A 16985-nucleotide genomic window follows, 5' to 3' on the forward strand; every position below is an offset into this window, starting at 1 on the left:
CCCACCTCGTGCGCTACGTCAGCTCATCTGATCGATGAACTCGAAAAGCTCGCCGTCGTCGGCGCCTTCCAATTTGTCGGCCATACCGCCGTCGTTCTCCCCTTCGAGTTCACGCAGGACGGCGCCGAGCCGGGTCGCTACTTCGGTGCGATCCCGCTCCCCCAAGGCCGCCGCGGCACAGCGCTGTGCCAGGGCCTCGATCTCGGACATGAGTTGGTCGGTCGGATTCTCGTCGGGGGCGATTTCCTGACGGATGTATTCGGCGAGGGCGGCCGGGGTCGGATACTCGAACATGGCCGCGGCCGACAGCATGATGCCCAGCGCCGGCCGGAGTCGATTGCGGAATTCCATGATTCCGAGCGAATCGAAGCCTATCTCGTTGAACGGCTTGTGGGAACTGATCGCCTCCGCCGACTGATGACCGAGCACCGTCGCGGCGTGCGAGCGGATTACGCCCAGAATGGTTTCGATCTGCTGCTCGGGAGTCAGTCCGGTCAAGCGCACCCCGGATTCGGCGGTGACCGCGGCGCCGCCTTCCGCCACGGGCCGGGATCCGCGCGACAGTCCGCGCAGCACCGGCGGCAGATCCTCCGGGGCCAGGGCCGCGAGCGCCGCGCGGTCGATGTGCACCGCGACGGCCGCGGCGGTGCCGGTCTCCAGCGCCGTGTCGTAGAGCGCCATTCCCTCGGCGTCGGACAGGGGCAGGAAACCCTGGCGGCGCATGCGTTGCAGGTCCTGCTGTCCGAGGCGGCTGGCCATTCCGCTCTGCCGCCACGGGCCCCACGCCAGCGACAGCGCGGGCAGGCCGGCCAGGTGGCGGTTGCGGCACAGGGCGTCCAGGAAGGCGTTCGCCGCGGCGTAGTTGGCCTGTCCGGGACCGCCGAGGACGCCGGCGACCGAGGAATACACCACGAACGCCGACAGATCGAGATGTCCGGTGGCCTCGTGCAGATTCCATGCCGCGTCGACCTTCGGCCGGAACACCGTGTCGAGTTGTTCGGGTGTCATCGATTCGAACGTTCCGTCGGCGACGACACCCGCGGTGTGGATCACCGCGGTCAGGGGTCGCCGCACGGCGTCGATCAACGCCGTCACCGCGTTTCGGTCCGCCGTATCGCAGGCGACGATATCGACCTCGGCGCCGGATTCGGTCAGCTCGGCCGCGAGTTCGGCGGCGCCCTCGGCGTCGGGGCCCCGGCGGCTCGCGAGCACGAGGTGCCGCGCACCGTGCGCCGCGACGAGGTGGCGGGCGGCCGCGGCACCGAGACCGCCTGTCCCGCCGGTGATCAGCACCGTCCCTTCCGGATTCAGGGGCACCGGAATGGTGAGCACGTTCTTGCCGATGTGCCGGGCCTGGCTCATGAATCGCAGCGCCTCCGGCATTTCCCGGATATCCCACGAGGTCACCGGAAGCGGTGGCAGTTCCCCGGATTCGAACAGGCAGGCCAGTTCGACCATGATCTCGTGGACCCGATCGGGATCGGCGCTCATCAGGTGGAAGTTGCGGTATTCCACGCCGGGGTGCCGGTCGGCGACCTCGGCCGGGTCGCGCAGATCGTTCACGCCCATGTCGAGGTAGCGTCCGCCGTCGGCGAGCAGCCGCAGCGAGGCGTCGACCAGTTCGCCGGCCAGCGAGGCCAGCACGACGTCCACGCCGCGTCCGCCGGTGCCGACCGAGAACTTCTCCTCGAATCCGGGGGTCCGCGAGTCGGCGATCCGATCGTCGCCGAATCCCATCTCCCGCAGCACCTTCCACTTCGGGGTGCTCGCGGTGACGTAGAGGTCCAGGCCGAGGTGGCGGGCCAGGTGCACGCCCGCCATGCCCACGCCGCCGGTGGCCGCGTGCAGCAGCAGCGACTCGCCGGGGCGGACCTTCGCCAGGTCCACCAGCCCGTAGAAGGCCGTCGCGTAGACCACCGGTGCGGCGGCGGCCTGCGCGAACGACCAGCCGGTCGGCATCGGGACCACCATGCGCCGGTCCACCACGGCGGTGGAGCGGAGGCCCGGCATGAAGCCCATCACCCGGTCCCCGGGGGCGTACTCGGTGACGTCGGGGGCCACCTCGAGCACCACGCCGGAGCCCTCGCCGCCGATCGCGGCGTCGGCGTCGGGATACATGCCGAGCACGATCAGGGCGTCGCGGAAGTTCACGCCCACCGCGCGCAGCGAGATGCGCACCTGGCCGGGGTCGAGCGGGCGGTGCGCGTCCGGATCGTCGGCCAGCGCCAGGTTGTCGGCGGTGGTCGTGCCCTTCCCCAGCGGCGTCAGCCGCCACTCCGAGCCGCGGAGCCGTTCGACCGGGCCGACCACGTCGGACTCCTTGCGGGCCAGGCGGGCCACGTGCATGTCGCCGTGCCGCAGGGCTGTCTGCGGTTCGTCGACGTCCAGGGCTCGTTCGACGGCCTCGCGCAAGGGTGTGCGGTCGTCGATGTCGACCAGGACGATGCGGCCGGGGGCTTCGTGCTGGGCGCTGCGGAGCAGGCCCCAGACCGCGGCACCGGTGAGATCGACCTGTTCCGAGGGATGGACGGCCACCGCGCGCTGGGTCACCACCACGACCCGTGCGGCCGGGGTGTCGCCGGACAGCCGCGACCGGACGTGTGCCAGCAGGTCGCCGACCCGGCCTCGCAGTGCGGTCGCGAACTCGATGTCGTTGTGCGACCCGGTGATTCGCAGTACCGCCGCGGCGCGGCCGTCGGCCGGTTCCACGATCTCGGTCTTCGGTCCCGAGCCGTTGCCGCTCCCGTTCACCGCCGGAGTGGTCCAGCGATAGGAGGCCGCTTCGGGTTCGGTGTCGAGCCGGGTCCATTCCAGGTCGAACAGGGGGGCACTGCGCCGACTGTCCAGCTGGTTCGGCGAGAGTGGCCGTGCGACAAGTTTTCTCACGGAGACCACGGGTTCACCGGCGTCCGACGCGGCCGTCACCGAGACCGACGTGTCGGAGGTTTGTGTGATCCGCACCCGCAGCCGGGTGGCGCCGGCCGCGTGGAAGTTCACGCCCTCCCAGGAGAACGGCAGCATCGTCCGGTCGTCGTCGCGGCCCAGCACGAGGGCGTGCAGGGCGGCGTCGAACAGCGCCGGGTGCAGGACGAATCGGTCGTCGCGGTCGGTGTCGCGGAGGGTGACCTCGGCGAAGATGTCCTGGCCGCGTCGCCAGCAGGCGCGCAGTCCCCGGAAGGCGGGTCCGTATCCGAAACCGTTGTCGCTCAACGTCTCGTAGAGGCCGTCGACCGGGACGGGCTCGGCCGCCGCCGGTGGCCACTCCGGCAGCTCGGGCGCGGGCGGCGTGGCGGCCGTGAGAATGCCCTTGGCGTGGGTCGTCCAGGGTTCGTCGGCGGCGCCGTCGCCCGCGCGGGAGTAGATACCGGCAGTCCGGCGACCGTCGGTGTCGCCGCCGTCCACGACGACCTGGATCTGCACGGCCTCGACCGGGGGCAGCACCAGGGGTGCCTCGAGGGTGAGTTCTTCGAGTCCGCCGCAACCGGTTTCGTCGCCGGCGCGGATCACCATCTCGACCAGGGCGGTGCCGGGCACCAGGACGGTGCCCTGGATGGCGTGGTCGGCCAGCCACGGGTGAGTGCGCAGGGACAGTCGTCCGGTGAGGATCAGGCCGCTGGAGTCGGCGGTCGCGAGGAGGCCGCCGAGCAGCGGGTGATCGATTCTGTTCAACCCGGCCGCGGCGGCGTCGGGGTCGTCCGCGGGGGCTTCCAGCCAGCACCGCTGGCGTTGGAAGGGGTAGGTCGGCAACGGGATTCGGCGGTGGTTACCGGGGTAGAAGGCGTTCCAGGACACCGGGACTCCGGCCGTCGAGAGCTGTGCCAGGGCCGAGACGACCGTGTCGACGGCGGGGGCCTTGGTGCGCAGAGTTGTCGTACACCACGGCTGGTGCGATTCTCCGGTCACGCACTCCTGGATCAGCGCGGACAGCGCGCCTCCGGGACCCGTTTCGACGAACCCGCCGACTCGCTGCTGCTCGAGCCACCGCACGCTGTCGGCGAACCGCACCGGCTCCCGCACATGCCGCACCCAGTACCCGGGGTCGGTGTGGTCGGCATCCGCGGAACCCGTCAGATTCGACACGATCGGGATGCGAGGCTCCTCGAACGCCAATCCCGCAGCTAGCGTGGCGAACTCGGCCAGCATCGGCGCCATGTGCGGGGAATGGAAGGCGTGGCTGACCGGCAACCGCTTGGTCTTGCGATCCGCGAACTCGGCCGCGATCCGTGCCACCGCGCCCTCGTCACCGGAGATCGTCACCGACTCCGGGCCGTTGATCGCCGCTATGGCCACCTCGTCCTCGTGCCCGGCCAGCACCGCAAGCACCTCGTGTTCGGCGGCGGCGAGCGCCACCATGGCGCCGCCGGTCGGCAAGGCCTGCATCAGCCGGCCGCGCGCCGCCACCAGCGCACACGCATCCCGCAGCGACAGCACACCGGCCACATGCGCCGCGGTCAACTCCCCGATCGAATGTCCCAGCAGATAATCCGGCCGGACACCCACATGCTCGAACAACCGGAACAGCGCCGCACCGACCGCGAACAGCCCGGACTGCGCGAAGACCGTCTGGTCGACCAAATCCGCGAGGTCCGATCCCGGTTCGGCGAAGACCACATCGCGAACCGGGGCAGCCACATGGCCGGCCAGCTCCGCGTCCAAGCTCGCACAGATCTCGTCGAACGCCTCTCGGAACACCGCCGACGACTCGTAGAGGTCGCGGCCCATACCGGCCCACTGCGAACCCTGACCGGGGAACACGAACACCACTGCGCCCGAACCGGTTGCGGCGGTGCCGTGGACGACGCCGGGTGCCTCCTCGCCCTGCGCCAGCGCCGACAATCCGGCCAGCAGGTTGTCGCGGCCACGGCCCCAGACGATCGCGCGATGCTCGAACAGCTTGCGGCCGTTCAGCAGCGACCAGCCGATATCGGTCGCGGACGCTTCCCGATCCTCGCCCGCGAACGCGGCGAGCCGTTGCGCCTGAGCCCGCAGTGCCGGCGCGCTGTGTCCCGAGAGAACCCACGGAACCATGCCGGCGTCGAACGCGGGCCGCGGATTGATTGCCGAGGCGGGGGTTTCGACCGGCGGCGCTTGCTCGAGGATGACGTGGGCGTTGGTGCCCGAGATGCCGAACGACGACACCCCGGCACGCCACGGCCGATCCACCTCCGGCCACGACCGCGCCTCGGTCAGCAGCTCCACCGCGCCGTCGGTCCAATCCACCTGTGGTGTCGGCTCGTCCACATGTAGCGTCTTCGGCAGGCTCCCGGCACGCATCGCCATGACCATCTTGATCACACCCGCCACACCGGCAGCGGCCTGGGAATGGCCGATATTGGATTTCAGCGAACCCAACCAGAGCGGACTGTCCGGCGAACGATCCCGGCCATAGGTCGCCAGCAGAGCCTGCGCCTCGATCGGATCGCCCAATGTCGTTCCCGTGCCGTGCGCTTCGACCGCGTCGACCTCGGTGGGTGAGAGTCCCGCGTTGGCCAGCGCCTGCCGGATCACCCGCTGCTGCGACGGACCGTTCGGCGCCGTCAGGCCGTTGCTCGCGCCGTCCTGGTTGACCGCGCTGCCCCGCAGCACCGCCAGCACCGGATGGCCGTTGCGGCGGGCGTCGGAAAGGCGTTCCAGCAGAATGATTCCCGCGCCTTCGGACCATCCCGTGCCGTCCGCGGCCGCGGCGAAGGACTTGCATCGCCCGTCGGGGGACAGTCCGCGCTGCCGGGAGAATTCCACGAACAGCCCCGGAGTCGCCAATACCGTCACGCCACCGGCCAGCGCCAGCGAGCACTCACCGGACCGCAGCGAGTTCGCCGCGAGATGCATGGACACCAGCGACGACGAGCATGCCGTATCCACCGTGACCGCCGGGCCCTCGAACCCGAACGAGTACGCCACCCGCCCCGACACCACGCTGCCCGCATTGCCGCTGCCCCAGAATCCCTCGATCTCCGCGGGAAGGCCGGTCGAGGAGAACCGTGACGCGTAGTCGGCGTACATCACGCCGGCGAAGACGCCGGTCTGGCTGCCCTTCAGGGTCGAGGGATCGATGCCCGCCCGCTCGAACACCTCCCAGGACGTCTCCAGCAGCAACCGCTGCTGCGGATCGGTCGCCAATGCCTCGCGGGGCGACATCCCGAAGAAGCCGGGATCGAAATCGGCCGCGTCGTAGACGAATCCGCCGTCGCGCACATACGACTTCCCGGTGGTCTCGGGGTCCGGATCGAACAGCCCGTCCACGTCCCAGCCGCGGTCGGAGGGCCACGGCCCCACCGCATCCCGGCCGGACGCCACCAGATCCCACAGGGCCTCCGGCGAGGTCACGCCGCCCGGATAGCGGCACGCCATCGCGACGATCGCGATCGGTTCGTCGGCGGCGGCCGCCGGCACCGCGGCCGGTGTCGGTGCGGCCGAATCGGTTCCGCTGATCTCCTCGACCAGGTGCCGGGCCAGTGCGCGCGGGGTCGGGTAGTCGAAGACCGCGCTGGCGGGCAGTTTCACGCCGGTCGACGCCGACAGCCGGTTGCGCAGTTCGACGCCGGTCAGCGAGTCGAAACCCTGGTCGGTGAAGGCGCGGTCGACGTCGATGCCCGAGGCGTCGGGGTGGCCGAGCACGACCGCGCCGTCTCCGCGCACCAATGCCAGGGCGTGCGCATGGCGTTCGTCCTCCGCCATACCGAGCAACCGCTGCACCCACCCGCCGTCGGCCGATGCCGTGCCCGCCGCAGTTCGGCGGGTCCGGCTCCGGACCAGCCCGCGCACGACCGACGGGACGATATCCGTGGCGGTCCAGGCCGTCGGGTTCAGCCGGGCGGTCACCAGCGCGGCCTCGTCGGCGGTGAGGGCGGCATCGAACAGCGCCAGGCCGTCCCGGACGGTCATCGGGGCGATTCCCGCTCGCCGCATGCGCACCAGGTCGGCGTCGCGCAGGCCGCCGGTCATCGCGCTGGCGCTGTCCTGTTCCCACAGGCCCCACGCCATCGATACGGCCGGCAGCCCGAGCGATCGGCGATAGCCCGCGAGGGAGTCCAGGAAGACGTTCGCGGCCGCGTAATTGGCCTGTCCCGCACCGCCGATGGTCCCGGCGATGGACGAGAACAGCACGAACGCCCGCACATTCGCGGTTCGGGTGAGTTCGTGGAGATTCCACGCACCCGCGATCTTGGGCGCCAGTACCCGATCGAGGTGCTCGGGCGTCATCGACTCGAATACCGCATCGTCGAGAACTCCCGCCGCATGCACGACCCCGGTCACCGGCACCCCGGTCAGAACGCGGCCGAGCGCCTCCCGATCGGCCACATCGCAGGCGGCGACCTGGACCTCGGCGCCCAGTTCCGTCAGCTCCGCGACCAGATCCGCGACATCGGCCGCCCGGCCGCCACTGCGGCTGATCAGCAACAGGCCGCGGACGTCATGGGCGCAGACCAGGTGCCGGGCCACGACCGCGCCGAGCCCGCCGGTGCCACCGGTGATCACCACGGTGCCGTCGCCCCAGGACGCCGGCTCGGAGACCCGCTCGCCGCCGCGGCGGGCCAGCCGCGGCGCCGACATGTCGCCGCGACGGATCCTGATCTCGGTCTCCGGTGCGACCGCCGCCGCGGGCAGCGCCGCCCAGGACTCGTCGGCGTCGTCGATGTCCACCAGGGCGATCCGGCCCGGATTCTCCGTCTGTGCCGAGCGGATCAGGCCCCGCACCGGCGCCGACAGCAGGCCCGGCAGGTCGTCCGCCGCGCCACGGACGACGACGAGTAGACGCGATTCGGCGAACCGTTCGTCGGCCAACCATGCCTGCACCGAGGACAGCGCGTCCCCGGTCACCCGCCGCGCCCCGTCGATCGTCTCCTCGGCGGGGTCCGCGCAGAACACGAGGACGTCCGGAACCGGTTGTCCCGCCTCGATATCCGACCGGAGACCGGTGAGATCGGCACTGGTCTGCGCGGCGATCCGGGACAGCTCGGGATTGAACGGCCGTTCCCCGACTGCCGCCCAGCGCGTGTCGGCGGCGGGCGTGGCAGCGGGGACGGGGAGCCAGTCGGTGTGCAGCAGGCTCTCGCGGACGATGTCGCCGCCCTGCCGGAACTGCTCCGGGGATACCGTTCGCACCGTGAGGTTTTCGACGGTCGCGACCGGACTGCCGGCCTGATCGGCCACCAGGATCGACACGGTGTCGTCGCCGGTCACCGTGAGCCGGGCCCGCAGTGCCACCGCGCCGGTGGCGTGCAGCGACACGCCTCGCCACGAGAACGGCAGGCCCGCGACCGCGCCACCCGCGGCGCGGAACCCGTTCAGCACCAGCACCTGTAGCGCCGCGTCGAACAGCGCCGGATGCAGCCCGAACCGGTCGACGTCGTCGCGGGCGGTTTCCGGCAGTGCGACCTCGGTGTAGAGCCGGCCGTCGCGCCGCCAGACCGCTTGCAGGCCTTGGAATGCCGGGCCGTACTCGAAACCGCCCGCGGCCATCTCGTCGTAGGCGGCGTCGAGATCGAGCGGGTCCGCGTCGGCCGGCGGCCATGCCGTCAGGTCGTCCGGCGCGCCGATCGGCGCCGTGGCGACGAGGACACCGCCGGCGTGGCGGACCCATCCCGCGGCGCCGCCGGTCCGGGCGAACACCGTGACGGTCCGGTGCCCGCCGCGGTCGGCATCGACGACGACCTGGATCTGCACGTCCCCCGCCGGAGGTATCACCAGCGGCGCCTCCATCGTGAGTTCTTCCACACTGCCGCAACCGGTTTCGTCACCGGCACGCACCACCATCTCCAGCAGTGCGGTGCCGGGGACGATCACGGTGCCGTGCACGGCGTGGTCGGCCAGCCACGGATGGGCGCGCAGAGACAGCCGTCCGGTGAGGGTCAGTCCGTCGGAATCGGCGGCGGTCAGGGCCGCGCCCAGGAGCGGGTGATCAATGGCGTCCAGTCCCGCCGCGGCGGCGTCCGCCTCGGCCGCGGGCACATCCAGCCAGTACGGCTGCCGCTGGAACGCGTACGTCGGCAACGGCACCGAGCGGACGGAGCGGCCGGCGAACAGGACATCCCAGTCGACCGGGACTCCCCAGGCCGACACCTGAGCCAGCGCCGAGAGGAAGCGGACCGGGCCGCCCTCGTCGCGGCGCAGCGTGCCGACGACCTTCGCGGGACCGTCGAGGGCCTCGAGCGTCTCCTCGATGCTCGCGGTCGACACCGGGTGCGGGCTCATTTCGATGAAGCAACGCATGCCCTGCTCGGCCAGCAATGCGGTCGTGTCGTGGAACCGCACCGGCTGCCGCAGGTTCGTGAACCAGTAGTCCGCGCTCAGGTTCACCGTATCCAGAAGCTCGCCGGTGACGGTCGAACAGAACGGGATGTCCGACGTCACCGGCACGATTCCGGCGAGGTCGTCCAGCAGCCGCTCGCGAACAGCGTCCACCTGCGGCGAATGCGATCCGTAATCCACCGGAATCCGCCGGACCCGAACCTCATCGGCCGACAACGCGTCGAACAGCTCGTCCAGCGCGGCACTCTCACCCGAAACCACCACCGTCGCCGGACCGTTCACCGCAGCGACCGCGATCCGCTCGGACCAGCGACCGAGATACGCCTCCACCCGGTCCCGCGGCAACGACACCGACATCATCCCGCCCGTACCCGCCAGCACCGTCAACGCACGGCTCCGCAACGCCACCACCCGGGCCGCGTCCTCCAAAGACAGTGCGCCGCAGACGTATGCGGCAGCAATCTCACCCTGCGAATGACCGACCACCGCAGCCGGACGCACACCACACGCCTGCCACACCCGCGCCAGCGACACCATCACCGCGAACAACGCCGGCTGGACGACATCCACACGGTCGAGCGACGCCGCACCCGGGGCATCCGTCAGCACATCCGCCAGCGACCACTCCACGAACGGCGACAACGCCTCCTCACACCGCCCGATCTCCGCGGCGAACACCGGCGACGACACCAGCAACTCCCGGCCCATGCCGACCCACTGCGAACCCTGACCGGGGAACACGAAAACGACGCCCCCGGAACCGGACCCCGCCACACCACGGACAACGTTCGCCGCTTCTCCGCCTCCAGCAACCGCCGCCAACCCGGCCAGCAGATCCTCCCGGTCAGCACCGCACACGACCGCCCGATGCTCGAACAGCTTGCGGGTGGAGACCAACGACCAGCCCACATCGGCCGCGGACAGCCCCGCGTCCGCGTCGACGACCGACGCCAACCGCTGCGCCTGCCCCGCCAGCGCCGCCGCGCTCCGGGCCGAGAGCACCCACGGCACGGCCGCCGTATCCGGCGCGAACACCGGCTCGACAATCATGGTGCCGGGGACGACCTCGGGCTCGGCCGCCGTGCCGGACGGCGCCTGCTCGAGGATGACATGGGCATTGGTGCCCGAAATGCCGAACGACGACACCCCGGCACGCCACGGCCGCTCGACCTCCGGCCACGACCGCGACTCGGTCAGCAGTTCCACCGCGCCGGCCGACCAATCCACCTGCGGTGTCGGCTCGTCCACGTGCAGGGTCTTCGGCAGGACGCCTGCCCGCATGGCCATGACCATCTTGATCACACCCGCCACACCAGCGGCCGCCTGCGCATGACCGATATTCGATTTCAGCGAACCCAGCCACAGCGGATTGTCCGGCGCACGGTCGCCGCCGTACGCCGCCAGCAGGGCTTGCGCCTCGATCGGATCGCCCAGTGTCGTTCCCGTGCCGTGCGCTTCGACCGCGTCCACGTCGGCGGGCGCGACTCCGGCATTGGCCAGCGCCTGCCGGATCACCCGCTGCTGCGACGGACCGTTCGGAGCCGTCAACCCGTTACTCGCACCGTCCTGATTGACCGCGCTGCCCCGCAGCACCGCCAGCACCGGATGGCCGTTGCGGCGAGCGTCCGAGAGTCGTTCCAGCAGCAGCACTCCGGCGCCCTCGGACCACCCGGTGCCGTCGGCCGCCGCGGCGAACGACTTGCACCGACCGTCGGAGGCCAGGCCCCGTTGTCGCGAGAACTCCACGAACAGGGCCGGAGTCGCCAGCACCGTCACACCACCGGCCAGCGCCAGCGAACACTCACCCGACCGCAGCGAGTTCGCCGCGAGATGCATCGACACCAGCGACGACGAACACGCCGTATCCACCGTGACCGCGGGGCCCTCGAATCCGAACGAGTACGCCACCCGCCCCGACACCACGCTGCCCGCGCTGCCGCTCCCCGAGAATCCCTCCATTTCCGGCGGAAGCGACCCGGCGAACCGCGAGGAATAGTCGGCGTACATGACACCGGTGAAGACCCCGGTCTGGCTGCCCTTCAGGGTCGACGGATCAATACCGGCCCGCTCGAACACCTCCCACGACGACTCCAGCAGCAACCGCTGCTGCGGATCGGTCGCGGCCGCCTCGCGCGGCGACATCCCGAAGAAGCCGGGATCGAAATGTGCTGCGTCGTAGACGAATCCGCCCTCACGCACATACGACTTCCCGAGCGCGTCGGGATCCGGGTCGAACAGCGCCTCGGCATCCCAGCCACGATCGGACGGCCACGGCCCGACGGCGTCGCGGCCCGAGGCCACCAGCTCCCACAGCTCCTCCGGTGAGCTGACGCCGCCCGGATAGCGGCAGGCCATCGCCACGATCGCGATCGGCTCGTCGGTGCCCACCGCCACCGTGGCCGGGGTGGCCGGGGCCGCCGTGCCGCAGATCTCGTCGACGAGATGGTCCGCCAGCGCCCGCGGCGTCGGGTAATCGAAGACGGTGCTGGCCGGCAGCTTCAGGCCTGTCGAGGCGGACAGGCGGTTGCGGAGTTCGACACCCGTCAGCGAGTCGAAGCCCTGTTCGGTGAACGCGCGCTCGACATCGATGCCGGCGGAATCGCGGTGGCCCAGGACGACCGCCGCCTGCGCACGCACCAGATCCACGGCGCGCGAACGCCGTTCGGCCTCGGTGGACGCGATCAGTTGCTGCGCCCAGCCCGCACCGGCGGCGCCGTCCACGGCCGTCACGCGCCGCGTCCGGGCGCGGACCAGGCCGCGCAGCTTCGAGGGCACGGCATCGGCGCTCGTCCAGGCGGCGGCGTTCAGGCGCGCGGTGACGACCTCCGGCCTCCCGGCGGCCAGGGCGGCGTCGAACAGGGCCAGGCCCTCGGTGACGCTCATCGCCCGGACACCCGATCGCCGCATCCGCGCGAAATCGGCCTCGCGCAGGCCGCCGGTCATCGTACTGGCGCTGTCCTGCTCCCAGAGCCCCCAGGCCATCGAGACGGCGGGCAGGCCCAGCGACCGGCGATGGGTCGCGAGGGCGTCCAGGAAGACGTTCGCGGCCGCGTAATTCGCCTGTCCCGCACCGCCGATGGCTCCGGCGAGGGACGAGAACAACACGAAGGCGGAGAGGTCCGGGCCACGGGTCAGCTCGTGCAGATTCCAGGCGCCCGCCACCTTCGGCGCCAGTACCCGATCCAGTTGCTCGGCCGTCAGCGAGGGGAAGACCGCGTCGTCCAGCACGCCTGCCGCGTGGACGACGCCGGATACCGTCACCGGCGCCAGAGCCCGCTCCAGCGCCGCCCTGTCGGCCGCATCGCAGGCGGCCACCTCGACCTCGGCACCCAGTCCGGTCAGCTCGGCAACCAGATCCGCGACACCGGCCGCCCGGTCGCCGCTGCGGCTCATCAGCATCAGGCTGCGAACGCCGTAGTGGGACACCAGATGCCGGGCCACCACCGCACCCAGGCCGCCGGTGCCACCGGTGACGACCACGGTGCCGTCACCCCAGGACACGGGCTCGGGCGTCTCCGGCGCAGCGCCGCGGGTCAACCGGGGAGCCGACAGTTCGCCGCCGCGAATCGCGAGTTCGGTCTCGGCCGTCGTCGCGGCGGCGGGCAGCACGGCCCACGACTGCTCGGCCGCATCGATATCGATCACGAGGAACCGGCCCGGATTCTCGGTCTGTGCCGACCGGATCAAGCCCCGGGCCGGGGCGGACGCCAGTCCGCCGTCGGTGAGCAGCAACAGGCGCGAATCGCCGAAACGCTCGTCGGCGAGCCAGGACTGGGCGGCGTCCAGGACCGCGCGCGCCGTCGGGGCCGCCGCGTCCGGGTCGTCGATGCCGAGGCACGACACGACTACGACGTCCGGAACGTCCTGTCCCGCCGCACTATCGGATCGGACGGCGGCGACATCGGCATACGCCGTGGCCGTCACGCCGGACTGCGCCAGGCGCTCGAGAACCGGCGGCTCCGTGCCGACCACCGCCCAGCGGTCGCGTCCGTCGGATACCGCCGGGACCGCGATCGGTACCCATTCGGTGTGCAGCAGTGCGTCGGCGACGATATCGCCGCCCTGCCGCAGTTGTTCCGGGGAAATCGGCCGGGCGGTGAGCGATTCGGCCGTCGCGACCGGGGCGCCGGACTGGTCGGCGAGGAGGATCGAGACGGTGTCGTCACCGGTCACCGTCAAGCGCACCCGCAGTGCGGCGGCGCCGACCGCGTGCAGGCCGAAGCCCTGCCAGGAGAACGGCAGACGGCCGCCTTCCCCGTCGCCCGGACGGAATCCGGTGAGTACCAGCGGATGCAGCGCGGCGTCGAACAGCGCGGGATGCAGGCCGAAGCGCTCGACCTCATCGCTCGCCGAATCCGGCAGCGCCACTTCGGCATACACGACATCGTTCTGCCGCCACGCCGCCCGCAGGCCACGGAAGACCGGGCCGTATTCGAAACCGCTCTCGGCCATGCGCTCGTACGCGGACTCCAGGTCCACCGGCCGCGCGCCCGCCGGCGGCCACACGTCGAGGGTGTCGCCGGCGAGCGGAACCGTTGTGCCGGTGAGGATGCCGCTCGCGTGCCGGGTCCACTGCGGTACGCCCTCGGTGCGCGCGTACACGCCGACCTGGCGGCGCTCGTCGGCGCCGGGACGGTCCACGACGACCTGGATCTGGACCGCACCTCCCGCGGGGATGATCAGCGGTGTTTCCAGGGTCAGTTCTTCGACTGTGCCGCAACCGATCTCGTCTCCGGCGCGGACGACCATCTCCAGCAGGCCGGTCCCGGGCACCAGCACCGTGCCCGCGACCGCGTGATCGGCCAGCCACGGGTGCGTCCGCAGCGACAACCGGCCGGTCAGGATGACCGCGTCGCTGTCGGCGGCCACCACCATCGCCGCCAGCAAGGGGTGGTCGATAGTGTCCAGCCCGGCGGCGGAGGCATCGGCGCCGACCGTCATATCGAGCCAGTACCGCTGGCGCTGGAACGCGTAGGTCGGCAACTCCACTCGACGGGTGGCCCGCCCCGAGAAGACCGCGTCCCACTCGACGGGAACGCCCCGCACCGACACCTGCGCCAGTGCCGACACGAACCGGCCCACGCCGCCCTCGTCGCGGCGCAGCGTGCCCACCACTCCCGCTCGCGCGGCCGCGCCCAGGTCGTCGAGGGTTTCCTCCACGCCGGACGTGGCCACCGGGTGCGGGCTGACCTCGACGAAGCAGCGCATACCCTGTTCGGCCAGCGCGCGCGTGACGTCGTGGAACCGCACCTGACTGCGCAGGTTGGTGTACCAGTAGCCGGCGTTCAGATCGGCCGTGTCCAGCACGTCACCGGTCACGGTGGAGTGGAACGGGATCTCCGTCGAGACGGGCGTGATGCCGGCGAGATCGCGCAGCAGCTGCTCCCGGATCGGCTCCACCTGGGGCGAGTGCGACGCGTAGTCCACCGGGATGCGGCGGACCCGGATCCCGTCGGCCGACAGCGCCTCGAATGCTTCATCCAGTGCGACCTGTTCGCCGGAGACGACGACCGAGGTCGGCCCGTTCACCGCCGCGATCGCCAGCCGGCCTTCCCAGCGGGCGAGGTACGGTTCGGCGTCGGCGGGCGACAGCGATACCGAGAGCATGCCGCCGGTGCCCGCCAGGGCCGTCAGGGCGCGGCTCCGCAACGCCACCACACGGGCGGCATCGTCCAAAGGCAGTGCGCCACACACGTATGCCGCGGCGATCTCGCCCTGGGAATGGCCGACCACCGCGGCCGGCTGCACGCCGCAGGCCTGCCAGACCCGCGCGAGCGACACCATGACGGCGAACAGCACCGGCTGCACGACATCGACACGGTCCACCGACGCGGCGCCCGGCACATCGGTCAGCACCTCGGTCAGCGACCAGTCCACGAACGGCGACAACGCCTCCTCGCACCGGGCGATCTCGGCGGCGAACACCGGCGACGACACCAGCAGCTCGCGACCCATGCCGACCCACTGCGAACCTTGCCCCGGGAAGACGAAAACCACACCCCCGGAACCGGACCCGGCCGAACCACCGACCACATTCGGCGCTTCCTCACCTTCGGCAACCGCCGCCAACCCGGCCAGCAGTTCGCCTCGGTCACTGCCGCAGACGACGGCTCGATGCTCGAACAGCTTGCGGCCGTGCAGCAACGACCACCCGACATCCACCGGCGACAACCCCGGATCGGCCTCGACGAACGACCGCAACCGCTGCGCCTGCTCTGCCAGCGCTTCCGGACCACGAGCAGAAAGCACCCACGGCACGACCTCGGTGTCGAATACGGGCGCAAGGCCGGAATCCGGTTCCCCGCCGCCAGTTTCGGCCTCGGGGGCTTCAAGGTCCTCGGGGGCCTGTTCGAGGATGATGTGGGCATTGGTGCCGGAGATGCCGAACGACGACACGCCCGCCCGCTGGGGATGTTCCGATTCGGGCCACGGCCGCGACTCGGTGAGCAGCTCGACCGCGCCCTCGGTCCAATCCACCTGCGGGCTCGGCTCGTCCACATGCAGGGTCTTCGGCAACACACCGGCCCGCATCGCCATGACCATCTTGATCACACCCGCCACACCAGCGGCCGCCTGGGAATGACCGATATTCGATTTCAACGAACCCAGCCACAACGGGTTCTCGGGCGAACGATCCCGGCCATAGGTCGCCAGCAGAGCCTGCGCCTCGATCGGATCGCCCAATGTCGTTCCCGTACCGTGCGCTTCGACGGCATCGACCTCGGCGGCGGACAGGCCCGCGTTGGCGAGCGCCTGCCGGATCACGCGCTGCTGCGACGGACCGTTCGGCGCGGTCAATCCGTTGCTCGCGCCGTCCTGATTGACCGCGCTGCCGCGCATGACCGCCAGCACCGGATGCCCGTTGCGCCTGGCATCCGAAAGACGCTCCAACAGAACGACACCCGCACCCTCGGACCAGCCGGTGCCATCGGCCGCGGCAGCGAAAGACTTGCAGCGCCCGTCGGGAGACAGCCCCCGCTGCCGGGAGAACTCCACGAACAGCCCCGGAGTCGCCAGCACCGTCACACCACCGGCCAGCGCCAGCGAACACTCGCCGGACCGCAGCGAACTCGCGGCCAAGTGCATCGTCACCAGCGACGACGAGCATGCCGTATCGACGGTGACCGCGGGGCCCTCGAATCCGAACGAATACGACACCCGCCCCGACACCACGCTCGCCGCGGTGCCGCTCCCCCAGAATCCCTCGATCTCCGCGGGCAGACCGACACCGGCGAACCGCGATCCGTACTCCCCGTACATCACGCCGGCGAAGACGCCCGTGGCGCTGCCCTTCAACGTCGACGGATCGATGCCCGCCCGCTCGAACGCCTCCCAGGACGTCTCCAGCAGCAACCGCTGCTGCGGATCCGTCGCCAATGCCTCGCGCGGCGACATCCCGAAGAAGCCGGGATCGAAATCGGCCGCGTCGTACAGGAATCCGCCGTCACGCACGTACGACTTGCCCGGCGCGTCCGGATCCGGATCGAACATTCCGTCGACGTCCCAGCCGCGGTCGGACGGCCACGGCCCGACGGCGTCGCGGCCCGAGGCCACCAGATCCCACAGCTCCTCCGGCGAGTTCACGCCGCCCGGATAGCGGCACGCCATCGCCACGATCGCGATCGGCTCGCGGCTCTCCTCCTCGAGCTCACGCAGCCGACCGCGGGTCTTGACGAGGTCCGCGGTTACGCGCTTGAGGTAGTCGCGCATCTTTTCGGTCTCGGACATCTGCA

1 protein-coding gene is annotated in these 16985 nt (G+C 71.0%); it reads right to left on the bottom strand.

Annotation, left to right across the window (positions count from 1 at the left end):
- Window positions 1–18: 18 nt before the first annotated feature.
- Entirely contained in the window at window positions 19–16980 is a 16962-nt protein-coding gene (locus D892_RS0138380) for a type I polyketide synthase (protein ID WP_198037100.1), read from the bottom strand.
- Window positions 16981–16985: the final 5 nt, after the last annotated feature.

Origin of the sequence: Nocardia sp. BMG51109 (assembly GCF_000526215.1) — a bacterium.
Taxonomy (GTDB): Bacteria; Actinomycetota; Actinomycetes; order Mycobacteriales; family Mycobacteriaceae; genus Nocardia.

Excerpts from the sequence above, each read along its gene's own strand:
- D892_RS0138380 (WP_198037100.1), bottom strand. The coding sequence starts at position 16,980 with ATGTCCGAGACCGAAAAGATGCGCGACTACCTCAAGCGCGTAACCGCG.